Source organism: Rhizobacter sp. OV335 (assembly GCF_900142965.1).
Lineage (GTDB): Bacteria > Pseudomonadota > Gammaproteobacteria > Burkholderiales > Burkholderiaceae_C > Rhizobacter.
This window is the reverse complement of record NZ_FRCQ01000020.1, coordinates 20,696-46,156: the sequence shown is the minus strand read 5'-3', so window position 1 is coordinate 46,156 and position 25,461 is coordinate 20,696. Positions and strand designations below refer to the sequence as shown.

Sequence of the window (25,461 nt, the reverse complement as noted above, 5' to 3'; positions counted from 1 at the left end):
ATCACAGCACCCCGATCAGTTGAACTTCAAAGGTCACGGGCCGGCCCGCCAGCGGGTGGTTGAAGTCGAACAGCAGCCAGTCGCTGCCCACCTCGCGCACGACGCCGGCGTACGAGGCCTGGCCATCAGGCGTCGGGAACTGCACCACGTCGCCGAGGTGGTACTGCTCGTCGGGGTCGCCCAACTCGTGCAGCAGCGCCAGCTTCACGCGCTGCAGCATGTCGGGGTTGCGCTCGCCGAAGGCCTCGCCGGCGGCCAGCTCGAACGACGCCCGCGTGCCTTCGGCCAGGCCCATCAACCGCGCTTCCATCGCCGGCGAAAGCTCTCCGCTGCCCAGCGAGAGCGTGGCCGGCTTGTCGGCGAACGTGTTGATCAGGTCGACCCCATCGGGGCCGGCCAGCCGGTAGTGCAGGGTCAGGAACGATCCCTGTTGAACGTGGGTCAAGGCAAATCCTGGTTCGGTAGACTGGACTCAATTTTAGGTGCGGCGCCCCGCCGTTCCGCCGGATCATGCCCATGCTGCTCAAAGACCTGCCCGCCGACGCCCGCCCGCGTGAAAAACTGCTGGCCCGCGGCCCGCAGGCCTTGGCCGATGCCGAGCTGGTCGCGCTGCTGCTGCGCACCGGGGTCAAGGGCGATTCGGTGCTGAACCTCGCGCAGCGCCTGCTCGACGATTTCGGGGGGCTCACCGGGCTGCTGCAGGCCGATCCGCAGGCGCTGCAGCGCATCAAGGGCCTCGGGCCCGCCAAGCGGGCGCTGGTCAGCGCGGTGCTCGAGCTGGCACGCCGCTCGCTCGGCCAGCAGATGACCGAGCGGCCGGTGCTCGACAACATCGTCAACGTCAAGAACTACCTGCGGCTGCAGTTCGGCGGGCGCGGCCACGAGGTGTTTTCGGTGCTGTTCCTCGATGCGCAGAACCGGCTGATCCAGATGGAAGAGATGTTCCGCGGCTCGCTGACGCAGGCCAGCGTCTACCCGCGCGAGGTGCTGAAGCGCGCGCTGCAGCTGCACGCCGCCGCGGTGATCCTCGCGCACAACCACCCTTCCGGCTCGGCGCAACCCTCGCGCTCCGACGAGGCGCTGACGCAGACGCTCAAGTCGGCGCTCGCGATGATCGACGTGCGCGTGCTCGATCACCTGGTGGTCGGCGACACCGACGTGGTCTCGTTCGTGGAGCGGGGCCTGCTGTGACCCTGCGCAGCCTGCAGGACCTGGCCGACATCCGCGAGGCGCTGAGGCAGGCGCAGCGCGAAGCGGCCGAGCGCGAGGCCCGCGCCCGCGAGGAAGAAGCCCGCCGGCTGCGCGAGGCCAACCTGTTCTCGGCCAGCGTCGGGCGCGTGCAGCCGATGGCGCCCAGCGGCCGTCGCCACGCGCTGCCGACGCCCCCTTCGCCCGAGCCGCGCCAGCGCGAGCTGGATGAAGAGCGCGCGCTGCGCGAATCCCTCTCCGACGAGTTCGACCCGGTCACGCTGCTCGAGACCGATGACCAGCTGTCCTACCGCCGCCCCGAGATCGGCATCGACGTGCTGCGCAAGCTGCGCCGCGGCGGCTGGGCCATCCAGGGCGAGGTCGACCTGCACGGCCTGCGCCGCGATGCGGCCCGCGAACGGCTCACCGCCTTCGTCCATGATGCCGTGCACGGCGGCATGCGCTGCGTGCGCGTCGTGCATGGCAAGGGCAACGGCTCGCCCGGCCGCGAACCGGTGCTCAAGGGCAAGGTGCGCAGCTGGCTGATCCAGAAGGCCGACGTGCTCGCCTTCGTGCAGGCGCGCGGCGACGAAGGCGGTCACGGCGCGGTGATCGTGCTGCTTCGCGCGCTGCGCTGACGTCATACCGCGTCACGATCTGGCGTGCTTCGTCGCATGCGCGTCGGGTCGTAAGCAAGGCAACAAATGCCACGCGGCCCTTCATCCCCCTAACCCGTGGGAGGCAGGTTACATCGCATGCGACTAGGGCGTCGGCACACGCCTCGACAGCGCACGGGCAAGGCGTTCGAAAACATCTGAAAGCGCTGTCAAAAATCGACCTGTCAACCCTGTTTCACCGATGGTTGCAAGTCGATCGGTATGAACTTTGCACGGTTTTGACCACAACGCGCATTCGCGATCGCGATAGGCGCACCCTACAAGGAGGTCAGACCGTGTCCCGACAATCCCGAGCATTCGATTCGTCCACCCATCGCCTGCTGTTGCCGCTGGCATCGGTGGCCGTGCTGCTGGCCGCTTGCGGCGGCGGCAACCAGCAGAGCGCCGACGCACAGAGCGCTGCTGACCAGCAGGCCGAGGCCGTGACGGCCGCCGCGGTCGACACCTCCGCGATCTGCTTCTACGAACACATCAACTACCAGGGCGCGAGCTTCTGCGCCGGCGCCGACTCGACCTGGATCGGCTCGGCCTGGAACGACCGCGTCTCGTCGGTGAAGGTGAAGGCGGGCTACAAGGTCCAGCTGTTCCAGCACATCAACTACGGCGGCAGCTCGATCACGCTGACGGCAGACACCGCAAACCTGGTGTCGCTCGGCTTCAACGACGCCGCGTCGTCGCTGAAGGTCACCGCGCCGACCACCACCACCCCGCCGACGGGCACGTCGCCGGTGTCGGGCATCCAGGTCGCGCAATCGCTGCTGTTCAACAGCGACGACAGCGCGCTGGTGCTGGTCTCGGGCAAGGCGGCGCTGGTCAAGGTCAACGTCACGAGCGGCGCCACCGGCGGCACCAAGCCGAGCGGCACGCTGCGTGTGACGAGCGCCAACGGCAGCACCCGCGACATCCTGCTGACCGCGCCCACCGGCGCGCTGCCGGCCAGCGTGCCGGCCGTGCCGAGCTTTGCCGATTCGTACACCGCCACCGTGCCGGCCGATCTCGTGAAGACGGGCGTCAAGCTGACCGCACTGATCGGCAGCAGCGCCGGCACGACGATCACGCCGCGCGTCGGCGGCGGCACGCCGATGAAGTTCGTGCCGATCGCAATCCAGATCGCCGGCACCGTCGGCAAGCTGCCGGTGAGCCAGGGCGCCCACCTGCAGGCGCTGTTCCCGGTCTCGTCGGTCACCGTGCAGTCGCACCCGACCTACGTGTCGAGCCGCGTGACCACGCTGCCGACCACCGACGACGGCTGGAGCGATGCGTTCGGCAAGATCCTCGGCGAACTGGCCGACCTTCACTCGCTGGAAGGCGCAGCCAAGCATGACCACTATTTCGGCTTCATCCCGAAGCGCACCTGGGGCCTCGCCGGCCTGGCCTACCTGAGCAGCCACTCCGGCGTCGGCTTCGACATGCCCGACCAGCCGACCACCGTGCGCGACGTCGTGGCGCACGAGATGGGCCACAACTTCTCGCTGCCCCACGCGGCCTGCGGCGGCGCCGGCAGCCCGGACCCGGCCTACCCGTACCCGGACGCCAACCTCGGCAAGTCGGGCCGCTATGTGTGGCCGTACCTGGCGGACAGCAACACCTTCTACGACCCGCGCCCGACCGATCGCCACGACATCATGAGCTACTGCGGTGGCCAGGTCTTCTCCGACTACAACTACCGGAAGATGCAGACCTACCTGACGCCGGCTGACAAGTCGATGGTCAACGAGGCGGCTGCCGCGGCGATGACGGCCACGCAAGACCTGCTGCTGATCAGCGGCGAGATCGGTGCGACCGGCACGGCCGAGCTGAACCCGGTGAAGTCGCTGGTGGGCCGCGCGGAAGCACCCGAGCCCGGCCAGTACACGCTGCGCATCGTGTCGGCCAGTGGCACCGCGGACATCCCGTTCGCGCCGCGTACGCTGGACCACAACAGCACGCTGCAGCACTTCGGCTTCACGGTCCCGAACCCGGGTGCGATCCAGAGCATCACGGTGCTGCAAGGCGCCAAGACGCTGTTGAACTCGCAGGCCAAGGCAGCCAGCACGACCGAGCGTGCGCAGGCCGCAGCGGCTCAGGTTCAGGTGCAGGAAAGTGGCGGTGCGTTGAAGTTGACGTGGGATGCAGCACGTCACCCGTACCTGACCGTGACCTGGGTCGGCACCGAGCAGCGCCGCAACCTGGCGCAGGACCTGCGCGGTGGCAGCGTCACGCTGTCGAGCGCCGACCTGCCGAGCGGTGGCAGCTTCGAGCTGGCACTGTCGGACGGCCTGAACGCGGTGCGCGTCTCGCACGCCCGCTGATCGGAAAGGCGCAACGAGGGCGCTCAGACGCCCTTGTTGCGCATCCAGTCAGCCGTTTGAAAGAAGGATTCGCGCAAGCGCGTGATCAACGCCGGGTCCAGTTCGGTTTCCTGCATCGCCTGGTGCATGCAGGCGAGCCACTGGTCGCGCTCAAGGATGCCGATCGAGAACGGCAGGTGGCGCGCCCGCAGCATCGGGTGGCCGAAGCGCTCGGTGTAGTGCTGCGGCCCGCCGAGCCAGCCGCACAGGAACCAGAACAGCTTGTCGCGCGCCGACTCCAGGCTGGCGCCGTGCGCGGCGCGCAGCGCGGCATAGCCGGGCTCCAGGTCCATCAGGTCGTAGAAGCGGTCGACCAGCGCACGCACGACGCCCTCGCCGCCGACCCATTCGAACGGCGTGGCGGGCTTGGGAGCGGGTGCGGTCTCGCTCACGATGCGGCAAGCTTGGCGGCGATCGCGACGATCGCCTTGGCCGCTTCGCAGCCGGGCAGCGATTCGAGCAGCAACTGCCGCTTCTGCACCGCCTCGCGCACCGACGGATCGATCGGCACCTCGCCCAGCAGTTCGAGCTTCAGCGACGGATCCGGCCCCGCCAGCTGCGGCGCGACGAACTTGTCGACCACCTGCTGCAATTGCCCGCGGATCACGCGGCCCTCGCCGGCGCGGTTGACCTGGTTCACCACCAGCGAGATCTTCGTGCGCTGCTGCTGCGTCGCGAGCACCTTGATGGTCGCGTAGGCGTCGGTCAGCGAGGTGGGTTCGGGGGTCGCGACGACGAGCACGTCGTCGGCCAGCGAGACGGCGTACAGCACCACGTCGGAGATGCCGGCGCCGGTGTCGAGCAGGATGCGGTCGAAGCGCGGCGCCACGGTCTCGATGATCTTCAGCAGCTGCTCGCGGATCTCAGCGGTCAGCCGCGAGTACTCGACCAGGCCCGAGCCGGCCAGCAACACCGAGAAGCCCCCCGGCGCCGGCAGGATCGCGTCTTCGAGCTTGGCCTTGCCGGTGAACACGTCGTGCAGCGTGATCTTCGGGAACAGGTTCAGCACCACGTCGAGGTTCGCGAGGCCGAGGTCGGCATCGAGCACCAGCACCCGTTCGCCGCGGCGCGCCAAGGCGGCCGCCAGGTTGGCCGACACGAAGGTCTTGCCGACGCCACCCTTGCCGCTGGTCACGGCCATGGTGCGCGCACGGTGCGCGGACGGCGCGCGCGCTGCGGGAGCTGCGGTTTCTGTCGTGCTCATCGCTTGTTCAACACTCATTCAATGTCCTGGAACTGCGACGTACCGAACAGCATGCCCTTTTCCTCGGCGCTCACCAGCGACACCGGCGGCTGCTCGAGGCAGGCGCGGTTGCGGCCTTCGCGCTTGGCGCGGTAGAGCTGCTGGTCGGCGCGTTCGATCCACAGTGTGGCCGACGACCGCACCCACTGCGGTGCAAAGGCCCCGCCCAGGCTGATCGTGACCGACAGCGACTGCCGCCGCGCCACCGTGACCGGCGTCGCTTCGACCTTGCTGCGGATGCGCTCCGCCACCACATGGCCGAAGGCCGGCGGGCAGTTGGGCAGGATGATCGCGAATTCTTCGCCGCCGAAGCGGGCCACGGTGTCCATCGGCCGCACGCAGCTCATCAGCGACGCGGCCACGGCCTTCAGCACCAAGTCGCCGGCCGCATGGCCGTGGGTGTCGTTGACCATCTTGAAACGGTCGATGTCGACCATCAGCACCAGCGCCGGCTCGCCGGCCCGCGCGACGCGGTCGATCTCGCGGGCCAGCGCCAGTTCGAACTGGCGGCGGTTCGACAGGCCGGTCAACGCGTCGCGGCTGGAGATGTCGCACAGCGCGTCGATCACCGACTGCAGCCAGGCGGTCTGGCCGACCTGGGCCAGATCGGGCAGGGAGTGACCGGACTGGCCGAGCAGTTGCAGCGCACCCGCGAGCCGCAGCTGTCGTGCGGCATTCGGGTCTGGCGTTGCGGGTACTGCTGGAGATGTGGACACGTCGGACCAGAGGCTGTGTGGTTTCAGTCTAGCAGCGGGCATATTCACGCCCCCCTGGGAATAGCGCGGTGATTGGTACCCATCTCCCGCGTTGGCGGCGCCTCAAGGTCCGCAGACTGGCAGCCGATAAGGCGTGGAGGTGGTCCGCATCGGAGTCCGCTGGTCCCGTCTCGAACAACATCCGAACGATTGCCTGGAGACATCATGAGTGCAGCGTCCCCTGCCGAACTCGCCGCGTTGCGCAACGCGTCCGATCAGGAGTTCAGCTTCGGCAACGCCGATTTCGAGCGCGTGCGCCAGCTGATCTACCAGCGTGCCGGCATCAGCCTGCACGCCGGCAAGCAGGCGATGGTGTACAGCCGCCTGTCGCGCCGCCTGCGCGAGACCGGCCAGCGCAGCTTCGCGAGCTACCTGCAGTGGCTCGAGGCCTCCAGCGGCCCGTCGGCCGACCGCGAATGGCAGGAGTTCGTGAACTGCCTGACGACCAACCTGACCTCGTTCTTCCGCGAGGAACACCATTTCCATGCGCTCGCCTCCGACCTGAAGGCGCGCGCCGGCCACTCGCTGCGCGTGTGGTGCAACGCCGCCTCCACCGGCGAGGAGCCGTACTCGATCGCGATGACCTGCGCCGAGGCGCTCGGCCACAGCGCGGTGCGCATCGTCGCGAGCGACATCGACACCAACGTGCTCGCCACCGCCGGCCGCGGCGTCTACCCGGCCGATGCGCGCGGGCTGACCGCCACCCACCACCGCGCGCACTTCCTGCGCGGCAAGGGCGACAACAGCGGCTTCATCCGCGTGAAGCCGGAACTGGCGCGCATGATCGAGTTCCGCGTGCACAACCTGATGGACGCGCGCTGGTCGCTCGGCGACCCGTTCGACATCGTGTTCTGCCGCAACGTGATGATCTATTTCGATGCGCCCACCCAGCGCAAGGTGCTGGAACGCATCCACGGCGTGATGAAGCCCGGCAGCCTGCTGTTCGTCGGGCACTCGGAGAATTTCACGGATTCCAAGGACATCTTCCGCCTGCGCGGCAAGACGGTCTACGAACGGGTTTGAGCCTGCTCAAGCACACCCTCCCGCCCGCCGATATGGATAGACCATGGCCTTGATCAGCTCCAACACCCCCGCGGCCGGCTCCCGGCTCGAACGCCTGAAGGGCGCGCCGCGCAAGCCGGGGGAGGCCTCGTTCTTCTTCTACGACGCGCATTTCAAGAACGACGCGGTCAAGATCCTGCCCGGCGAGTACTTCGTGCACGACGAGGACATGCTGATCATGACCACGCTCGGCTCGTGCATCGCCGCCTGCCTGTGGGACCGCAATGCCAAGGTCGGCGGCATGAACCACTTCATGCTGCCCGACGGCGCCGGCGATTCGGGCCGCTACGGCTCGTACGCGATGGAACTGCTGATCAACGAGATGATGAAGCGTGGTGCCAACCGCATGACGATGGAAGCCAAGGTGTTCGGCGGCGGCCAGGTCATCAGCGGCATGAACACAATGAACGTCGGCGAGCGCAACACCAGCTTCGTGATCGACTACCTGAAGACCGAGCGCATCCCGATCGTGTCGAAGGACGTGCTCGACATCTATCCGCGCAAGGTCTGCTTCCTGCCCGGCAGCGGCAAGGCGATGGTCAAGCGCCTCGCGCCGGCCCACCCCGAAGCGCTGGTGCAGCAGGACCGCATCGCCGCGCAGAAGGCCTTGCCCGCCGCGACCGGCGGCGGCTCGGTGGACCTGTTCTGACCAGATCCGCATCCAACGACAACGACGACGAGACAACCTGCAAGGCACGAACATGGCAAAGACACGCGTGGTGGTGGTGGACGATTCGGCGCTGGTGCGCAGCCTGCTCACCGAGATCATCAACCGGCAGCCCGACATGGAATGCATCGGCGCGGCCAGCGACCCGCTGGTGGCGCGCGAGATGATCCGCAACCTGAACCCGGACGTGATCACGCTCGACGTCGAGATGCCGCGCATGGACGGCATCGACTTCCTCAGCAAGCTGATGCGGCTGCGCCCGATGCCGGTCGTGATGGTGTCGACGCTGACCGAGCGCGGTGCCGACGTCACGCTGCGCGCGCTCGAGCTGGGCGCGATCGATTTCGTCGCGAAGCCGAAGATCGGCGTCGCCGACGGCCTGAAGCTGCTCGCCGAGGACATCACCGACAAGGTGCGCATCGCGGCGAAGGCCCACATCCGCAAGCTGCACGTGCCGTCGAGCGCGCCGGCTGCCGACGGCACGGCCGCGCCGGTCCGCCCGGCCGCACCGATGGCCTCGCTCGGCCGGCTGTCGACCGAGAAGATCATCTTCATCGGCGCCTCCACCGGCGGCACCGAAGCGACCAAGGAAGTGCTGATCAACCTGCCGCCGGACTGCCCGGCGGTGATGATCACGCAGCACATGCCGCCCGGCTTCACGCGCAGCTATGCCGCGCGGCTGGACGGCCTGTGCCGCATCCGCGTGAAGGAAGCGCAGGACGGCGAGCGCGTGCTGCCGGGCCATGCCTACATCGCGCCGGGTGGGCTGCACCTGAGCGTGGAGCGCAGCGGCGCCAACTACATCGCCCGCGTGCAGGACGGCGAACCGGTGAACCGGCACAAGCCGTCGGTCGAGGTGCTGTTCAAGTCGGCGGCGCGCGTCGTCGGCCCGAACGCGCTCGGCATCATGCTGACCGGCATGGGCGCCGACGGTGCGAAGGCGATGCGCGAACTGCGCGACGCCGGCAGCTACAACCTGGTGCAGGACGAGGCGAGCTGCGTGGTGTTCGGCATGCCGCGCGAGGCGATCAACGCGGGCGCGGCGCACGAGGTGCTGCCGCTGACGCAGATCGCGCCGCACCTGATCGATCGGCTGCGCAGCACGTCGGGGCTGTCGCTGAACCGCGTCTGATCGCGGTTCACCCAGGTCACCAGCGCGAGGGCAGCTCGCGCACGCCGAGGCGGAAATCGTCGACGCGATGCGCTTCGACCTCGCGCCGGCTCTGCGCGTGCGACACCACCCAGTCGGGCGCGCCGATGTCCTTCAAGGTGCGCGGGCTCAAATCGAGCACCGCGTCGTAACGGCGCTCGCGCCGCCGTTGCTCGCGCCACCCATGCCATGCCGCGACAGGCGCCAGCAGCGCCTCGCGCCACCGATCGGCCCAGCGCACGGCAATCGGACGGCACAGGGGCAGGCTGGGCTGGAATGTTTGCGGCGTCGTCATGGTGGGCTCCTTCTGGCTTCGGTTGCTGGTAAGCATAGAAGGCAGTCCTCTGGGATGGAATTGATTTGTTCAGCGCGAGTTGGTCAGCTATGCTTACCAGCATGCCGAACCATCGCCTGCCGCTGAACACGCTTCCGGCGTTCCGCGCCGTCGCCCGGCTCGAGAACCTGCGGGCCGCGGCCGAGGAACTGAGCCTGACCCACAGCGCTGTCAGCCAGCAGATCAAGCTGCTCGAGGAGCAACTCGGCTTCGTGCTGTTCGACCGCCGCGGGCGCCGCATCGCGCTGAACGCGGCCGGCGCCGCGCTGCTGCGCGCGGTGGAGCCGGCGCTGGCCCAGCTCGACGACGGCATGCGCGCCGCGGCGGCGGCCGCCTCGGGGGCCGAGCACCGCATCCGCGTCACGCTGCTGCCGTCGTTCGCGCAGCGCTGGCTGCTGCCGCGCATGGCGCGCTGGCGCGAGCGCAATCCGCACATCGGCATCGAGCTGTTCGCGTCGCAACAGGTGATCGACCTGAAGCGCGACGGCTTCCATGCCGCGCTGCGCCAGGGCGACGGCGAATGGAAGGGGCTGGTCAGCGAGCGGCTGATCGATTCGCCGCTGATCGCGATCGGCTCGCCGAATGCGGCGCACCGTTTGCAGGGACGCGACGCGAAGGCACTGGCCGACGAGCCGCTGCTCGGCAGTGCGAGCCTGTGGGCGCGCTGGTTCGAGCTGGCCGGATTGCGGGTGCGCGTGAACCCGGTGGCCGCCTTCAACGATGCCGGGCTGATGCTGCAGGCCGCCGAGCAGGGCCTGGGCCTGGCACTGGCCCGCGAGCTGCTCGCGGCCGATGCCATCTGCGACGGCAAGCTGGTGCGGCTGTCGCCGCTCTCGCTGCCCGACGACGAGGCCTACGCCTATTGGCTGGTCTACCCGCCTGACCTGCGCGACTGGCCGCCACTCGTCGCGCTGCGCGACTGGCTGCGCGAAGAACTCACGCAATCCCAAGACTTGGTGAAGACACCGCCGATGCCGCTGCGATAGCATCGATCGGCGCGTGAGGGCGCGCCGACAACTGCCACGCAGGCAACACATCCCGGAGGACCCATGAAGTTCATCAAGATCGCCGCCGCCGCGGCCCTGGCCGCCGCATTCGCGCTGGCCGGTGTGCTGACAACCGCCCCAGTGCAGGCCGGCACCGCCGAAGACCGCCAGAAGGAAGGCGAGGCGGCCGTTGCCGCGGCGCGTGCCGCCACCGTCAAGGGGCCGAGCGACATCACGCTGCGCGACCAGGCCGTGCTGAAGCTGCCTGCCGGCATGGAATACGTCCCGCAGCCCCAGGCCGGCCGGCTGATGCAGGCGATGGGCAACAGCAGCGACGACCGGCTGATCGGCCTGGTGCAATCCAGCGGCGACCCGCAATGGCTGGTGGTCGCGCGCTACGAGGCCGCGGGCTACATCAAGGACGACGACGCCAAGGACTGGAACGTCGACGACCTGTACAAGAGCCTGAAGGAAGGCACCGAGGCCGGCAACAAGCGCCGCCGCGAGCAGGGCTTCCCCGAGCTCGAGATCGTCGGCTGGGTGCAGAAGCCGAGCTACGACGCGACGGCGCACCGCCTCGTGTGGTCGATGGCGGCGCGCACGCCCGGCGAGAACGACGCGCAGCAGAGCATCAACTACAACACCTACGCGCTCGGCCGCGAGGGCTACATCACGCTGAACCTGATCACCTCGCGTGGGGCGATCGAGGCCGACAAGCCGGTGGCCGGCCAGTTGCTGTCGGCGCTGAACTTCAACGGCGGCAAGGGGTATGCCGATTTCAACAGCAGCACCGACAAGGTGGCCGAGTACGGGCTGGCCGCGCTGGTGGCCGGCGTCGCGGTCAAGAAGCTCGGGCTGTTCGCGGTGATCGCGGCGTTCTTCCTGAAGTTCGCGAAGGTTGCGCTGCTGGCCGGTGCCGGGCTGCTGGCGGTGATCGGCAAGTTCTTCTCGCGCAAGAAGTCCGACACGTGATCAAGCTGCTCCTGCTGCTGTTCAGCGGCCTGAAATTCGGCAAGCTGTTGACGACCGGCGGCACGATGCTGCTGTCGGTCGTCGTGTATGCCTTCATCTGGGGCTGGCGCTATGCGGTCGGCTTCGTCGCGCTGCTGTTCGTGCACGAGATGGGGCATTTCATCGCGGCACGGCAACGCGGGCTGGCGGTCGGCGCGCCGACCTTCATCCCGTTCGTCGGCGCGTGGATCCAGCTGAAGGAGCAGCCGCACGATGCCGAGACCGAGGCCTATGTCGGCATGGCCGGTCCGCTGATCGGCTCGCTCGGTGCGCTGGCCTGCTATTTCGTCGCACGCGACCAGCACATCGACTGGCTGCTCGCGGTCGCGTACTCGGGCTTCTTCCTGAACCTGTTCAACCTGATCCCGCTGAGCCCGCTGGACGGCGGGCGCATCACGCAGGTGATCTCGCCGTGGCTGTGGCTGGCGGGGGTGCCGGTGCTGCTGGCGATGGTGATGTGGCGCCCGAGCCCGATGCTGATCCTGGTGGCGGTGCTGGCCGGCTCGCAGCTGTGGAACGCGTGGAAGCAGCGCGGCGACCCGTCGGCGCAGGCCTACCGCGTGGCATCGTTCGAGACGCGGGCGGGCTATGCGGTCTGCTACATCGCGCTGGTCGGCTTCCTCGCGGTGATGACCTACGACCTGCACGAGATGCTGGAGCTGATGCGCCACGGCGGCGGCACCGGCAGCGTCTGAGGCTCAATCGGCCAGGAACAACGACTGCAGGTCGCTGAGGAAATCCATCCCGCGAGCGGTCGGCCGCACCCAGCCGCCATCCTGCTCGACCAGGCCCTGCGCCAGCGCCTTGTCGAGCGGCGCGCGGATCGCGCTCAGCGGCATCCCGGTGCGCTCGGTGAAGCGCACCAGCTCGAAGCCGTCGACCAGCCGCAGCGCGTTCAGCATGAACTCGAACGGCAGCTGCTTGCGCGCGACCTCTTCGTCCTGCGAGATCGCCGCGCCCGCCAGCGCCTGCGCCATGTACTTGGCCGGATCGCGGAAGCGGATCTGTCGCACGACGCGGTGCGGAAAGCTCAGCTTGCTGTGCGCCCCGGCACCGATGCCGAGGTAGTCGCCGAACTGCCAGTAGTTCTGGTTGTGCAGGCAGCGGTGGCCCGGCTGCGCGAAGGCCGAGACCTCGTAGCGCGCCAGCCCGCTCGCGGCCGTGCGCTCGACGATGCGGTCGAGCATGTCGAACGCCAGGTCGTCGTCGGGGATGGCCGGCGGGTGCTTCGCGAAGAAGGTGTTCGGCTCGATCGTCAGGTGGTAGATCGACAGGTGCGGCGGCTTGAAGTCCAGTGCCTGCTTCAGGTCGGCATCGAACTGCTCGAGCGTCTGCCCGGGCAGCGCGTACATCAGGTCGAGGTTGAAGGTGTCGAAGCACTCGCGTGCCTCGGCCACCGCGGCGCGCGCCTGCGCGGCATCGTGCACGCGGCCCAGCGCGCGCAGCTTCTCGTCGTCGAAGCTCTGCACGCCGATCGACAGGCGCGTGACGCCGGCCGCGCGGTAGCCGCGGAAGCGGTCGCGCTCGAAGGTGCCCGGGTTGGCCTCGAGCGTGATCTCGCAGCCGGCCTCCAGCGGCAGGCGCGCGCGGATATCGGTGATCAGCTGGTCGATCGCCGCCGGTGCGAACAGGCTGGGCGTGCCGCCGCCGATGAAGATGCTGTGCACGCGCCGGCCCCAGACGAAGGGCAGCGCGGCTTCGAGGTCGGCGCGCAGTGCGTCGAGGTAGCGTGCCTCGGGCAGCTCGCCGGGCTTCTCGTGCGAGTTGAAATCGCAGTACGGGCACTTGCGCAGGCACCACGGCAGGTGCACGTACAGCGACAGCGGTGGCAGCGCCGCGAGTTGCAGCGTGCCGGGGCGCATGTAGCGCGCGACCATGTCGTTCGCCGATTCGCCGGCCGCGGCCGGTGCGTCCGGCGCCGGGCCGATTGGAATGACGTCAGCCAAGGTGCCACACCTCGCGCATCAGCGCCAGCATCTGCTGCGATGCGATCGCACGGTGGCTGACACGGTTCTTCTCGTCGGCGCTCAACTGCGCCACCGAGCGGCCGAGCGACGGGATGAACATCAACGGGTCGTAGCCGAAGCCGCCCTCGCCCGCGCGCTCGCGCAGCAGCTCGCCGTTCCAGCGGCCGAAGGCGATCAGCGGCTCGGGGTCGTCGGCCTCGCGCACCGCGACCAGCGCGCTGACGAAGCGGGCACGCCGGTCGTCGCGCCCGTGCATCTGCTCGAGCAGCACGCGGTTGTTGTCGCCATCGCTCTTCGGCTGGCCGAACAGCGTCGCATAGCGCGCCGACAGCACGCCGGGCGCGCCCTTCAGCGCATCGACGCACAAGCCCGAATCGTCGGCGATCGCCGCGGCATCGGCCGCGCGCGCGGCGTGCCGGGCCTTCGTCAGCGCGTTCTCGACAAAGGTGAGGTACGGCTCCTCGGCCTCCGGAATGCCCAGCGAGCCCTGCGTGACCAGCTCGATGGCCAGCGGCGCGAACAGCGCCTGCAGCTCGCCGAGCTTCTTCGCGTTGTTCGACGCGAGCACGAGCCGCATCGTCTTCAACCCGCCAGCGCGGCCCGCTGCGCGGCCACCAGGTCGCGGATGCCCTTGTCGGCCAGGCCCAGCAGCGCGCTCATCTCGTCGCGCGAGAAGGCCGCGCCCTCGGCCGTGCCCTGCACCTCGACGAAGCCGCCTGCGGCGGTCATCACGACGTTCATGTCGGTGTCGCAGGCCGAGTCTTCGATGTACTCCAGGTCGAGCAGCGGCGTGCCGTCGACGATGCCGACCGAGATCGCGGCCACCGCATCGCGGATCGGCGATTCGACGATCAGGCCCTTGCGCTGCAGCCAGCCGACGGCGTCGTGCGCCGCCACGTAGGCGCCGGTGATCGCCGCGGTGCGCGTGCCGCCGTCTGCCTGGATCACGTCGCAGTCGAGGTGGATGCTGCGCTCGCCGAGCTTCTTCAGGTCGAACACGCAGCGCAGCGAACGGCCGATCAGGCGCTGGATCTCCTGCGTGCGCCCGCTCTGCTTGCCGCGCGCCGCCTCGCGGTCGCTGCGGGTGTGCGTGGCGCGCGGCAGCATGCCGTATTCGGCCGTCACCCAGCCCTCGCCGCTGCCGCGCTTGTGCGGCGGCACCTTCTCTTCGACCGACGCGGTGCACAGCACCTGGGTGTCGCCGAACGACACCAGCACCGAGCCTTCGGCGTGCTTCGTGAAATGGCGGCGGATGCTGACGGGGCGAAGCGCGTCGGCGGCGCGGCCTTGGGTGCGGATGAAGCTCATGGGTGTGCAGCGGTGAAGGTGGTGCGACGAAGGTGGTGTCGTGAAAGACAAAGTCCGCATCGCGGCGGGCGCGAGCGGACTCGGGGGCGAACGATGCCGAAGCTTACGCCGGGACGCGCCCGGCGTGCCGTCAGGGCTTTTTTTGCGACGACCGGCGGATCGCCTCGTTGATTTCCTTGATCGAGCGCTCGATCTCGGCATCGTCGAGTTCGTCGGGCGCTTCCTGGCCCAGCACGCTCGCCTGGATGGTCGACGCGAAGACCTCTTCGCCCAGCGTGTCGGTGGAGATGCCGCCGTTGCTGTCGTTGTCTTCGGCCGATTCCCATTCGACGGCCAGCACCGTCACGTTGTCGCTCTTCGCGCCGCCGTTGCGCAGCGCCTGCTCGACCAGCTCGGGCACCGCGTCGGCCAGCGTGTTGCGCGCCAGCTGCTCGGTGATCGTCGCATCGGTGACCGTGCCCCACAGGCCGTCGGAGCACAGCAGCAGGCGGTCGCCGCTTTGCAGCACCAGCGGGCCGACGGTGTCGACCACCGGCTTGCCCGGGCTGCCCAGGCAGGTGAACAGCACGTTGCGGTTGAAGCGCTCGCCCATCGGCACGACGTGGCTGAGCGTTTCCTGCAGTTCGGAGTACGAGTGGTCGCGGGTGCGGGCGACCAGCTTGTCGCCGCGCACGAGGTACAGGCGCGAATCGCCGCAATGCGCCCAGTACGCGTTGTTGCCCTGCAGCACGCAGGCGACGACGGTGGTGCGCGGCGTGTCGATCAGCGCCTTCTGGGTGGCGTAGCGCAGCAGCTGGTGGTGGCCGGCGATGATGGCCTCGTGCAGGAAGCGCATCGGCTCCTTCAGCGTCGGCTTGGCATCGCGCTGGTACATCGCGGCGAGGGTCTGCAGCGCGAGCTGCGAGGCGACCTCGCCTTCCGGGTGGCCGCCCATGCCGTCGGCCAGGGCAAACAACCCCGAATCCCGCGTGTAGCAATAGCCCATGCGGTCTTCGTTCTTCTCGCGGCCACCCTTGCGGCTGACCTGGTACACGGTGAATCGCATGACCTCAGCCCTTCGCGCCGGTCGTGAGGTTTTCGAGCTGCAACTTCAGTCGTTCACTGAAGCTGAGCTTGGTGTAGCGCCGTTCGGTCTCGCGCGCCAGTTCCTTCTGAAGGGCAAAAACGCTTTGCGGGCGCGACAAGGGATCCAGCGACATGCACCACTCGGTTACTTCAATGAGGTTGTCGGAATAGACGTTGCGCAGCCGCGAGAGCGACAGCGCGAGGCGGTCTTTCTCGATGCGTTGCGGGGAATCGTTGGGCGGATAGCCCTGCATGCAGGCGTAGATGCAGGCGCCGATCGCGTAGATGTCGGTCCAGGGGCCGAGCGTGCCGTCGCGGCGGTACATCTCGGGCGCGGCGAAGCCGGGCGTGTACATCGGGCGGATGAAGTTGCCTTCCTTGCTCAGCACTTCGCGCGCCGCGCCGAAGTCGAGCAGCACCGCCTTGTTCTCGTTCGTGATGAAGATGTTGGCCGGCTTGATGTCCAGGTGCAGCATCTTGTGCTGGTGCACGATGCGCAAGCCGCGCAGGATCTCGTCGAACAGGCTGCGGATGGTGGACTCGCGGAACACCTTGTCGCGCTTCAGGTCGCGCGCGGTGACGATGAAATCCTGCAGCGTGTCGCCCTGCAGGTAGTTCATCACCATGTAAACGGTTTCGTTCTCGCGGAAGAAGTTCAGCACGCTGACCACGCTCGGGTGGCTGATCTGCGCGAGTGAACGGCCTTCTTCGAAGAAGCTCTTCAGCCCCAGGCGGTACAGCGGCTGCTTCTCGGGCTTGACGCGTGGCGTCAGTTCACCCGGCGCTCGCTCGGCCAGCGAGGAGGGCAGGTATTCCTTGATGGCGACCAGGTGCCGGTCGGAGTCTTCGGCGAGGTAGACGACGCCAAAGCCACCCGCTGCCAGCTTCTTGATGACCTGGTAGCCACCGACGACCGTGCCCGATGGCAACGGAGCAGGTTTTGGCTTTGACATAATCGGATTTTGCAATGCGATAAATTGAATGCCAGTCTACAGCATGACCGGGTACGCAAGCGCCACCTCCGGGGCGCAAACCGCCACAGATAGCACGGTGGCGGCAGATGCTTCCGCCGCCCGGTCGCCTGCGACCTCGCTGACCAGCGTGATGGTGGAACTGCGTTCCGTCAACAACCGCTTCCTCGACCTGAGCCTGCGCCTGCCGGATGAATTCCGCTCGCTGGAGCCGGTGCTGCGCGACCTGATCACCAAGCGCTTCCGGCGCGGCAAGGTCGAGCTGCGGCTGAACACCCATCGGGAAACCGAATCGGCCTGGCCGACGCCGCAGCCGGACCAGCTGAACCGGTTGAGCCGTATCGAGAGCACGGTGCAGAGCTGGCTGCCGAAGGCGCAGCCGCTGTCGGTGCACGAGGTCTTGCAGTGGTGCAAGACAGGCTCGGCGGCCGAGCACCTGGACGAAGCGGCGCTCGACGCCGCGCGGCGCTGCATCGACGGCCTGGCGGAAGCGCGCGAGCGCGAAGGCGAGAAGCTGGTGGCGGTGCTGATGGACCGCGTGAAGCGCCTGCGCGAACTGGCGACTCAGGCCGAGCCGCTGGTGCCGGCCGCGGTGCAGCGCCAGCAGCAGCGCTTCGTCGAGCGCTGGCAGGAGGCGCTCGACGTGACCGGCGCGACCCAGAGCATCGCTCGCGAGGCGCTGCAGGACCGCGCGCTGAACGAGGCCGCGGCCTATGCGATCCGCATCGACGTGGCCGAGGAACTGGCCCGCCTGCGCGCCCACCTGGAAGAGATCGCCCGGCTGCTGAAGGCGGGCGGCGAGGTCGGCAAGCGGCTGGATTTCCTGATCCAGGAGCTGCTGCGCGAGGCCAACACGCTGGGCTCGAAGGCCTCGACGCTGGAGCTGACCAACATCTCGGTGGAGATGAAGGTCGCGATCGAGCAGTTGCGGGAGCAGGTGCAGAACCTGGAGTAAGGTCTGCTGCAGTTCATGCCGGCCCTGTGCCGCGTCCCTGGGCACGCGCGTGGCAAACATGCTCGGCGAGAGGCCGCCCTTGCAAGCACATCCGCCACGACTCCTTCAAGACAGAGAGGTTTACATGGCCCAGACAGTTTGCATTCGGCGTGTGGTGCTTCGCAACTACAAGAGCATCGGCCATTGTGATGTTCGCTTGCTCCCTCTGACCTACCTGGTCGGTCACAACGGCGCCGGAAAAAGCAATTTTCTGGACGCTCTGCACTTTGTTCGAGACGCGTTGGCCGGATCCCTGGACAGCGCCATCAACGCGCGTGGCGGCTTGAACGAAGTGCGCCGCCGCTCCAGTGGCCATCCGACGCATTTCGGCATTCGACTTGAATTTCGCCTGCGAGATGGTCGTGAGGGGCGATATGCCTTCGACATCGGTGCGATGGCCAGTGGCGGTTATGAAGTGCAGCACGAAGAATGCGTCATCACCGGAATCGGCAAAGGCCCCTTCTTCCGCATTTCCAAGGGCCAGCTGCGCGACAGCAGCGAACCCACCTTCCCGTCGGTGACGGCAGACCGACTTGCCTTGGTAGCGGCATCCGGCTTCACGGCATTCAGGCCAGTATTCGACACATTGACTGCGATGGGTTTCTACAACCTGAATCCCGAGCTGATGCGGGAACTTCAAAAGCCGCAGGACGGTCGCTTGCTCAAGCCCGCTGGCGAGAACATCGCCAGCGTGATCGGGCATCTGGAGCGTGTTGCGCCCGATCGCGTGAAGACCATCGAAGAGTATCTTCAATCGGTGGTGCCCATGGTGCACGGCATGGAGCGCAAGTCCATCGGCCCCATGGAAACGCTGGAGTTTCGACAGGAAATGGCGGGTGCCAAACATCCTTGGAAATTTCTGGCGCAGAACATGTCCGATGGCACGCTGCGAGCGCTCGGCGTGATGACGGCACTGCTGCAAAGCAACGTCGACTACTCGCCGACGTTGATCGGCATTGAAGAGCCCGAAACTGCGCTGCATCCTGCGGCCAGCGCCGCCTTGCGCGAGGTGCTGGTGCATGCCGCCAACCACACGCAAGTCCTGGTGACAAGTCACAGCCCTGACCTGCTGGATGACCGCGGCATCGATGCCGATTCCATCATCTCCGTCGTCTCGGAAGGCGGGGAGACGAAAATTGCGCCATTGGACGAAGCCTCTCGCCAAGTACTGCGCAATCACCTGTTTTCCGCCGGAGAGCTTCTGCGCATGAATCAGCTGGCCCCCGATCGCGACATCATCGCGCAGCAGAGCGCAAGCCAGACAGAGCTCTTCGGCGAGGCCCGGTCGTGATCTCGATCGCATCGATCGTGGAGGGCGACGGAGAGGTTTCCGCGTTGCCGATCTTGTTGCGAAGACTGGCTTCGGAACGGGAACCGGCTGCGCTGGTCAACCTGCTGCAACCCATCCGGGTTCGGCGCGACAAGTTTCTGAACAAGGACGATGAATTTCGCAGACAGCTGCTTCTGGCAGCGGCCAAGAGTGGCCGCGATGGGTGGGTTCTGATCGTGCTGGATGCCGATGACGACTGCCCTGCCAGCCTGGGCCGAGAAATTCACCAACGGGCACAACAGCACATACCGCATCAGCGCTTGTCGGTGGTGCTGGCGAACCGGGAGTTCGAAGCCTGGTTCATCGCCGCCGCGCCTTCCTTGCATGGGGCACGTGGGTTTTCGTTGGCCCCTGAGGAGAAAATCCTGGCCGAATCGCCTCGCAATGCCAAGGGCTGGATGAGGGAGCACATGCAAAGCGGTACGTACAGCGAAATTCTGGATCAACCTGCATTTTCCGCCCGCATCGATCTGCAACAAGCCTTCGACAACAGCCGGTCGTTTCGCAAGCTGTGCAAAGAGTGGCAAACCCATGTCGCTGGTCGAGGCTGAACATCAAACATATGAAGCAGCTTGCTTCGTCGCGCCGTTCGCCGGTGCGGTTGCCGTGAACAACTGATCAAACCGCCGTGCAGTTCTTCACACCGCCTCGCGAGCAATTCTTCCGCCCGCTCACGCACGACAACCGCGCGCTGTGTACGGCCGCGCTGCGTGCGCTGCACGAGCGCGTGCACGGGGCCAACGCCGACTATGCGGAAACTCTGACCCGCGAGGTCGTGCTCGACATCATCTTGCGCGCACTCGCCGATCCCCAGCTGCGCGCGCAAGCCTTCGAAGCGGAGCAACCGGTGCGTCCCGAGGAGGAGCGGGCCTACGCCGGCGAGCTTCTGCGCAAGCTCAAGGACCATGGCTGGCTGGAGGACTATCGCGACCCCATCGATCTCAAGCCGACGCTCAAGCTCAGCCGCGCCGGCAAGGCCTTCAGCGAGACCTTCTCCAACCTCGACGACTCGCGTGCCAAGACCCGCCAGCGCAACATGCGCTCGGCGCGCAAGGCGCTGACGGCCTTCATTGCCACACGCGATGCGGACGAGTTGCTGGACGCACAGGAATTCGCGAGCCGCGTCGTGCAAGACCTGCAGGACGACATCGAGTACTTCCGCCAGTTGATCCAGAGCCTGACCCGAGAAGCCCTCGCGCAGAAGGTGGCCTGGAGCGAGTTCAACGACTTCATCGAGAAGCGCTTCATGCATGAGTACGCGGTGCGCCTGGTGGCCGACTCCGCCGAGCGTCACCGGGGCCAGATCGTCGAGGCGCTGGACGAGGTGCGCGCGCTGGATGGCGAACTGCGCGCCCAGGCCGATGGACATCTCCTTCAGCGCGCGCCCTGGCTGGAGCAGGAAGTGCAGGGCCGCAGCCCGCTGCTGTGGCTGGCCGACCGCATCGAGAACATGGTCGAGGCCGCGTGCAGCCTCAAGCTGCCGATGTTGCGTTCGGAGATGAACAACTACGTGCGCCGCTTCACCAGCCTGCTGCGGCAGGCGCTGTCTTTGGACTACGGCGCCGAATCCGCGCTGGGCCGCACGATGGCCTGGTTGAAGGAGCGCCCGGATTCGCAGCGCGACACCCTGCTGGACGCGCTGGCCGATCGCCTCGCGACCTGCGAAGCCCGTCTGCCCGGCGGTGTACTGCGCTGGATACTGCGTGACCGCGAAGCGGCCCATGCCGCGCAGTCCCCGCTGGTGGTGGACGATGAGAGCCGGCTCTTGGCGATGCTGCGCCGCGCCGAGGCAGAGGCTTTTGCCTTCAGCGACCGTGACGTGCTGAAGGGCTTGCTGCCGCTGTTGGAGCACGGCCCCGTCGCACTGGATGTCCTGCCCGTCGCCACCGCGGCCGATGCCGTGCGCGTGCTGCACGCCGTCGGAGCGGCGCGGTCGGCGGAAGGTCGCCAGTTGCGCGTGCGGGCCCGCAAGACCGACGCACAGGTTCGCAACGAGTTCTTCGCAGCGGACAACTACGTGCTGGATGTCCAGCCCACGGACCGGTTGGAGCCCCCGTCGAGATGACGCAATCGCTCGCCCACTTCGTCGAACAGCGTCTCTCCACGGAAGGCGCCGGCAACGTGAAGGCCGCCCGCTTCGCCGAGCTGGCAGGGCGTCTGCTGGCCACCGGCGTGCTCTGGCGCGACTACTCCCAGCCCGAAGCCAGGCATTACGACGATGCACTGCAGTGCGAACAGCTGCTGCGCGAGTGGTTCGGCTGCATGGGCTTCGTGCTCGCGCACGACCCGGAGGCCCGGCTGCTGCGCCTGTACCCGCCCGGGGAAGGCGGCGGCGAGGACGATGAAGACGGCGTGAAGCGGCTGCGTGCCCGTCTGTCACGCGATTTCGTGGCCACGGTCATTGCGCTGCGCTTTCTCTACACCGAAGCGCTCACGGGCCGACGGCCACTGGTCGACGAGCGACTGGCCATCAGCCTCGAGGAGCTGTCCCAAGCCGTCGTGTCGCTGCTGGCGCATCGATTGCCGAACTCGGCCACCGAGCGCATGACGCTGCTGCGCGACTTGCGCAAGCACCGTGTCGTGCACTTCGTGGAGCGCGACGATGCGGGCGACATGCAGATGGGCCTGGCGGTGCTGCGGCCCGTCATGAGCTTCGTGAGCGATGATGCGATGGAAGACGCCCTGCGGCTGGCCGGAAGGAACCTGCCGCCTGCTGCGGCTCCAGCGCCTCCCGAGGGCAGCTTGCCGTGAAGATCGGCAAGCTGCTGACCTGGCACTGGGGTTCACTCGATGACCGTGAATGGGTCTTCGCAGACACCGTGCTGCTCACGGGAGAATCGGGGTCGGGAAAATCCACGCTGCTCGACGCGATCCAGACCGTGCTGACGGCCGCGCACCAGCACCTGGTGCAGTTCAACATCGGCCAGGACGAATCCACGCAGAGCCGTCGCGGCGGCAAGGAGCCGCGGACGCTGGCGGCCTATGCGTTGGGCCAGCAGGCCGATGGCGTGTTCATGCGCACGCGCTCGACCAGCTATGTGGGCATCGTGTTCGAGCCTTCGGAAAGCGCGGGCGAGCAGGCGCCATCGTTCACGGCGCTGGTCGGCGTGGAAGCGTTCGAAGAAGGACGGCGCGCCACGCTGCAGGGTCCGCCGCAGTTCTTCATCGTGCGCCGGGCCTTGTCGCTGACGGATCTGTCACGGCGCAGCGGCGAAGCCCTGGGTGACGCGCCGCTGCCGCTGAAGGAGCTTTACCTGCAGCTGCAACACCGCCTGAAAGCCGACAAGGAAACGGTGGTCCAGCGCTTTCCCGACAAGGGCGGCTATCTGCAACACCTCTATGGCGCGCTGATGGGAAAGACCGCCGTGGGCGAGCACGAGGCCGTGCGCGCCGGCAAGTCCATCGTCAAGGCCATGGCCTACAAGGAGCTGGGCAACGTCAACGACCTGGTGCGCGACGAGATCCTGGAGCCGCACGACTTCAGCCGCGACCTCGACAAGATGCGCGAGCTGATGCGCTCCATCGCAGGCCTGAAGGCGGAGGCCGATCGCCTGCAGACCAACCTCGATCGGCTCGATGCCGCCGGTGAACGCGCCGGTGCCGTGCTCGACGAATCTCGCCGCTTCGTCGTCATCACCATTGCGCACGCGTTGCGGGTGCTCAGCGAAACCGGGGACGAGCTGGCCTCCGTGAAGCGTCAGATCGCGACGCAGGACAGGAAGCAAGGCCAGTCGGCCGAGAAGCTGGCCTCGCTCGACGCTCAGGACGTCCAGTTGCGGGAACAACAGGGAATGGTGAAGCAGCGCCTGGCGGGCAGCGAGGTGGCCCGGGAGAAAGACTCGCTGGAGAATCAGGTCCTGCTGCAGTCAGATCAGTTCCGCCTGCACTGGGCCCGTGTCCAGGAGGCTGCGCACGGCATCGGCGCGATGGTCGATCAGTTGACGCATCTGCTGACGCTCGACCTGACCGCCATGTCCGCGCTGGCCGACGCGGTGCAGGCGCTTCGACCGGCCGCCTCTAGCGTGTTGAAGCCGTGGCCGGACATGGCGCGGGCATACGCGCGGCCAGCTCGCCTCGACGTGGAACTGCCCGCCTTCGAACTGGAGGTCTTCGATGCCAACCTGGCCATCCTGCAGCGCGGCATCCACGAGGGCGACGACTCGGTGCAGGCCGCCGTCGTGCAGGCACTCGCCGACGCAGGCGCACGCGCGAAGGCGTTGAAGGACGAGGCCGAGCAGCGCGACGCCGAACTGCGGCAACTGCAGGCCGGACGCAGCGTCGCCCCACCTGACAACCACGAGGCCGTGGCGCTGATCGAGCGCGAGCTGCCGCAGGCTCGCCCACATCTGCTGGCCCAGCTGGTGGAGCCGCGCACTGGCAGCACGTGGCAGAACGCCATCGAGGGCTACATGGGTGGCGATCGGTTCGCGATCATCGTCGAGGCAGGCCACGAGGCGCTCTGCGCACGGCTGGTGAAGCGGCGCTTCCCGGTGCGCTCGCCCAAGGTCGTGCAGGGTCGCAAAGCCATGGAGGACACCGAAGGCCGCCGGCCCGAAGGCCGCGCCATCCTGCACGAACTGGTGTGCCGGCATCCCGTCGCCAACGCCTTCCTGATGGCGCAGTACGGCCGCGTGCGCAAGGTGGACAGCGAGGAAGAGCTTGCGCGCACGCCGCAAGGCCTGATGGAACAGGGACTGGGCAGCCGCGGGTACGGCATGTTCGCGTGCCGCGCGCCGGACAGCGACCTGAGCTTCGGGGAAGCGGCTCGCCAGCGCCGCCGCACATGGTGCGAGGACGAACTCGCGCGGCTGACTCACGAGGCGCGCACGCTGCAGTTGCTGGACCAATCCTTGAAGGCGGTCGCGCGCATGTTCAACGGCGCCGCATTCACACCGCTGTCGCCGCTGGTGCTGGCCGTTCTGGAGAGCCAGGCGCAGCACGCCACCGCCGAGCAGGCGCTGAAGGCCCTCGACTTGTCTTCCATCGAGGGACTGGAAGCCGAGCGCCGGTCGCTTGACGAACGCCTTGCAGTCGTCAAGGGCCTCCGCGACGACGAGCTGAAACTGGTCGGTGCCGTCGACAAGGAACTGGCCACTTTGCGTGACCGTGAGCAGATCCTCGATCTACGGCTTCCGGATCTGGAGATAGCCTGCACCAACGCCACGGTCTGGGCTGCTCGCTTCGCCGGCGCGGTGCCGCAACTGGCCACCGAACCGCAACTGGTCAGCGACGCGCAAGCACTGGCAGCCGAGGCGCAGACCAGCCTGGACGCCTTGCGCCATCGCGCGCAGACCCTGCGCGAGAACCTGCCGCGCACGCTGCGCGAGCTCCAGCAGGCGGTCGGCACCTACCTGGGCGGCGCGCGCGACGACAGCGAGCGTTTCGCCTGGAGCGATCTGCCCCGCAGCATCGACCGCCTCGAGGAATTGCTGCCGCTTGTTCTTCAGACCCGCAACGCCATCGATGAGCACGCCCAGCGCCAGCGTGCCATCGGGCTGGCCGACAACGCCCGCTCGCTGCAAGAGGCGGAAGGCAGCTTCAACCACGTCTTCACCAGCAGCTTCTGCTTCAAGGTTCGCGACGACGTGAAGCAAGGCGCTGTCGTGCTGCAACGGCTCAACCGCCACCTGAAGGACATCCGCTTCGGCAACGACAGCTTCCAGCTGGAATGGGACTGGATTCCCCGCATGAAGAAGGTGTGCGAGTTCTTCGATGCGGTCGAGGGTGCCGTGGAAGGACTGGAACACGATCGCGGCTCGATCTTCGCGTCGCCCCGTCTCAGCGATGAACAACGCGCCACCGCGGAGGACATTCGCCGGCTGCTGCTCGCCAACGACCAAGGTGCCAACGAGCGGGCGCTGAAGGAACTCGCCGACTACCGCAACTACCGCCGCTACGACATCGTGCGTATCAGCCCGGTCGGCACCACTCGGCTGTCCACCTGGGGCACCGGCTCGGGCGGTGAGCTGGAGACGCCGTTCTACGTCGTGCGCTCGGCGGTGCTCGCCCATGCGCTCGGCCACTTCGGGCGAGAGCGGCGCGAAGCCCCGGCGCTGCGGCTGATGCTCAGCGACGAGGCGTTCTCGAAGATGGATGAATCGCGTTCGCGCAGCGTGCTGCAGTTTCTGTCGCGCACGCTGGGGCTGCAACTCGTGGTGGCGATGCCGACCTCGAAGTCCGGTGCGGTGAAGCCGGAGTTCGACAAGGAGTTCACCTTCTCCAAGGTGCTCGCGCGGCGCGACGGCCAGGAACTGTTCATCAGCGATGTGCAGGAGAAGACGCTGCACCGCGACGCCCTCACGCGCCTGTGGGCCGAGCATGCGGCCCAGGCCCGCGACGCTGCACGCAAGGAATGGGACGCAGCCGCGGCGCCGATGGGCGCTTCCTCACCTGATTCGAGCGGCGCCGGCACCACGGTCTGAA

At 67.6% G+C, this 25,461-nt stretch carries 25 protein-coding genes; 15 read left to right on the top strand and 10 right to left on the bottom strand.

The window, feature by feature from the left end:
• Position 1: 1 nt before the first annotated feature.
• Positions 2-445: an FKBP-type peptidyl-prolyl cis-trans isomerase gene (locus tag BUE42_RS19945; protein WP_073467045.1), complete on the bottom strand. Its 444-nt coding sequence runs from the start codon at positions 443-445 to the stop codon at positions 2-4.
• Between the two features lie 71 nt (positions 446-516).
• On the opposite strand from BUE42_RS19945, the gene radC reads away from it, so the two are divergent.
• From radC to BUE42_RS33480, 3 genes are all read left to right on the top strand, one after another.
• Positions 517-1,191: a RadC family protein gene (gene radC, locus BUE42_RS19940; RefSeq protein ID WP_073467044.1), complete on the top strand. Its 675-nt coding sequence runs from the start codon at positions 517-519 to the stop codon at positions 1,189-1,191.
• A complete protein-coding gene (locus BUE42_RS19935; RefSeq protein WP_073467043.1) occupies positions 1,188-1,826 on the top strand; it encodes a Smr/MutS family protein in 639 nt (212 codons plus the stop codon). The genes radC and BUE42_RS19935 overlap by 4 nt, the downstream gene beginning before the upstream one ends.
• 314 nt (positions 1,827-2,140) lie before the next feature.
• Positions 2,141-4,156 carry a peptidase inhibitor family I36 protein gene (locus tag BUE42_RS33480; protein ID WP_143171626.1) on the top strand — a complete coding sequence of 672 codons (2,016 nt, stop codon included), beginning with the start codon at positions 2,141-2,143 and terminating at the stop codon, positions 4,154-4,156.
• A 23-nt stretch (positions 4,157-4,179) separates the two neighbouring features.
• Here BUE42_RS33480 and BUE42_RS19925 read toward each other — a convergent pair whose 3' ends face one another.
• Genes BUE42_RS19925 through BUE42_RS19915 form a run of 3 tightly spaced genes read right to left on the bottom strand, consistent with a single transcriptional unit; the run spans position 4,180 to position 6,154 of the window.
• The gene (locus tag BUE42_RS19925) at positions 4,180-4,587 is read right to left on the bottom strand and encodes a group II truncated hemoglobin (protein ID WP_083614307.1); all 408 of its coding nucleotides are present in this window, start codon (positions 4,585-4,587) and stop codon (positions 4,180-4,182) included.
• Entirely contained in the window at positions 4,584-5,399 is an 816-nt protein-coding gene (locus BUE42_RS19920) for a MinD/ParA family protein (RefSeq protein WP_083614305.1), read from the bottom strand. The genes BUE42_RS19925 and BUE42_RS19920 overlap by 4 nt, the downstream gene beginning before the upstream one ends.
• A gap of 14 nt (positions 5,400-5,413) precedes the next feature.
• Complete coding sequence (locus tag BUE42_RS19915; protein ID WP_235002475.1) at positions 5,414-6,154, bottom strand: GGDEF domain-containing protein; 741 nt, start codon at positions 6,152-6,154, stop codon at positions 5,414-5,416.
• A 204-nt stretch (positions 6,155-6,358) separates the two neighbouring features.
• On the opposite strand from BUE42_RS19915, the gene BUE42_RS19910 reads away from it, so the two are divergent.
• Genes BUE42_RS19910 through BUE42_RS19900 form a run of 3 tightly spaced genes read left to right on the top strand, consistent with a single transcriptional unit; the run spans position 6,359 to position 9,054 of the window.
• Positions 6,359-7,216 carry a CheR family methyltransferase gene (locus BUE42_RS19910; protein ID WP_073467039.1) on the top strand — a complete coding sequence of 286 codons (858 nt, stop codon included), beginning with the start codon at positions 6,359-6,361 and terminating at the stop codon, positions 7,214-7,216.
• A gap of 43 nt (positions 7,217-7,259) precedes the next feature.
• The gene (gene cheD / locus BUE42_RS19905; protein ID WP_073467038.1) at positions 7,260-7,904 is read left to right on the top strand and encodes a chemoreceptor glutamine deamidase CheD; all 645 of its coding nucleotides are present in this window, start codon (positions 7,260-7,262) and stop codon (positions 7,902-7,904) included.
• 52 nt (positions 7,905-7,956) lie between these two features.
• Positions 7,957-9,054 carry a protein-glutamate methylesterase/protein-glutamine glutaminase gene (locus BUE42_RS19900; protein ID WP_073467037.1) on the top strand — a complete coding sequence of 366 codons (1,098 nt, stop codon included), beginning with the start codon at positions 7,957-7,959 and terminating at the stop codon, positions 9,052-9,054.
• A 16-nt stretch (positions 9,055-9,070) separates the two neighbouring features.
• Here BUE42_RS19900 and BUE42_RS19895 read toward each other — a convergent pair whose 3' ends face one another.
• Positions 9,071-9,367 (bottom strand): hypothetical protein, encoded by a 297-nt coding sequence (locus BUE42_RS19895; RefSeq protein ID WP_143171625.1) that lies wholly within the window; start codon positions 9,365-9,367, stop codon positions 9,071-9,073.
• An 89-nt stretch (positions 9,368-9,456) separates the two neighbouring features.
• Between BUE42_RS19895 and BUE42_RS19890 the strand changes: the two genes are divergently transcribed.
• The 3 genes from BUE42_RS19890 to BUE42_RS19880 all read left to right on the top strand — a co-directional run bounded on the left by BUE42_RS19890 (position 9,457) and on the right by BUE42_RS19880 (position 12,098).
• Positions 9,457-10,392, top strand: coding sequence for a LysR substrate-binding domain-containing protein (locus BUE42_RS19890; protein WP_073467035.1), 936 nt, complete (start codon positions 9,457-9,459; stop codon positions 10,390-10,392).
• A 63-nt stretch (positions 10,393-10,455) separates the two neighbouring features.
• Entirely contained in the window at positions 10,456-11,364 is a 909-nt protein-coding gene (locus BUE42_RS19885; protein WP_073467034.1) for a DUF2167 domain-containing protein, read from the top strand.
• Positions 11,361-12,098 (top strand): site-2 protease family protein, encoded by a 738-nt coding sequence (locus BUE42_RS19880; RefSeq protein WP_073467033.1) that lies wholly within the window; start codon positions 11,361-11,363, stop codon positions 12,096-12,098. The genes BUE42_RS19885 and BUE42_RS19880 overlap by 4 nt, the downstream gene beginning before the upstream one ends.
• A gap of 3 nt (positions 12,099-12,101) precedes the next feature.
• On the opposite strand, the gene hemW is transcribed toward BUE42_RS19880, so the two are convergent.
• The 5 genes from hemW to BUE42_RS19855 all read right to left on the bottom strand — a co-directional run bounded on the left by hemW (position 12,102) and on the right by BUE42_RS19855 (position 16,696).
• The gene (gene hemW, locus BUE42_RS19875; protein WP_073467108.1) at positions 12,102-13,280 is read right to left on the bottom strand and encodes a radical SAM family heme chaperone HemW; all 1,179 of its coding nucleotides are present in this window, start codon (positions 13,278-13,280) and stop codon (positions 12,102-12,104) included.
• 61 nt (positions 13,281-13,341) lie between these two features.
• Complete coding sequence (gene rdgB / locus BUE42_RS19870; RefSeq protein ID WP_073467032.1) at positions 13,342-13,947, bottom strand: RdgB/HAM1 family non-canonical purine NTP pyrophosphatase; 606 nt, start codon at positions 13,945-13,947, stop codon at positions 13,342-13,344.
• Positions 13,948-13,952: 5 nt separating this feature from the next.
• A complete protein-coding gene (gene rph / locus BUE42_RS19865) occupies positions 13,953-14,669 on the bottom strand; it encodes a ribonuclease PH (RefSeq protein WP_073467107.1) in 717 nt (238 codons plus the stop codon).
• A gap of 139 nt (positions 14,670-14,808) precedes the next feature.
• Positions 14,809-15,723: a PP2C family protein-serine/threonine phosphatase gene (locus tag BUE42_RS19860; protein WP_073467031.1), complete on the bottom strand. Its 915-nt coding sequence runs from the start codon at positions 15,721-15,723 to the stop codon at positions 14,809-14,811.
• Positions 15,724-15,727: 4 nt separating this feature from the next.
• Positions 15,728-16,696: a serine/threonine protein kinase gene (locus BUE42_RS19855; RefSeq protein WP_073467030.1), complete on the bottom strand. Its 969-nt coding sequence runs from the start codon at positions 16,694-16,696 to the stop codon at positions 15,728-15,730.
• 28 nt (positions 16,697-16,724) lie between these two features.
• Between BUE42_RS19855 and BUE42_RS19850 the strand changes: the two genes are divergently transcribed.
• The 6 genes from BUE42_RS19850 to BUE42_RS19825 all read left to right on the top strand — a co-directional run bounded on the left by BUE42_RS19850 (position 16,725) and on the right by BUE42_RS19825 (position 25,460).
• Positions 16,725-17,669 carry a YicC/YloC family endoribonuclease gene (locus BUE42_RS19850; RefSeq protein ID WP_073467029.1) on the top strand — a complete coding sequence of 315 codons (945 nt, stop codon included), beginning with the start codon at positions 16,725-16,727 and terminating at the stop codon, positions 17,667-17,669.
• Positions 17,670-17,793: 124 nt separating this feature from the next.
• Positions 17,794-18,999, top strand: a complete 1,206-nt coding sequence (locus BUE42_RS19845) for an AAA family ATPase (protein ID WP_073467028.1) — start codon at positions 17,794-17,796, stop codon at positions 18,997-18,999.
• A complete protein-coding gene (locus BUE42_RS19840; RefSeq protein ID WP_073467027.1) occupies positions 18,996-19,589 on the top strand; it encodes a DUF4276 family protein in 594 nt (197 codons plus the stop codon). Before BUE42_RS19845 ends, BUE42_RS19840 begins: the two co-directional genes overlap by 4 nt.
• Before the next feature lie 77 nt (positions 19,590-19,666).
• A complete protein-coding gene (locus BUE42_RS19835) occupies positions 19,667-21,103 on the top strand; it encodes a Wadjet anti-phage system protein JetA family protein (RefSeq protein WP_073467026.1) in 1,437 nt (478 codons plus the stop codon).
• On the top strand, positions 21,100-21,789 hold the full coding sequence (locus BUE42_RS19830) for a DUF4194 domain-containing protein (RefSeq protein ID WP_073467025.1): 690 nt from the start codon (positions 21,100-21,102) through the stop codon (positions 21,787-21,789). Before BUE42_RS19835 ends, BUE42_RS19830 begins: the two co-directional genes overlap by 4 nt.
• Entirely contained in the window at positions 21,786-25,460 is a 3,675-nt protein-coding gene (locus BUE42_RS19825; RefSeq protein WP_073467024.1) for an SbcC/MukB-like Walker B domain-containing protein, read from the top strand. Before BUE42_RS19830 ends, BUE42_RS19825 begins: the two co-directional genes overlap by 4 nt.
• Position 25,461: the final 1 nt, after the last annotated feature.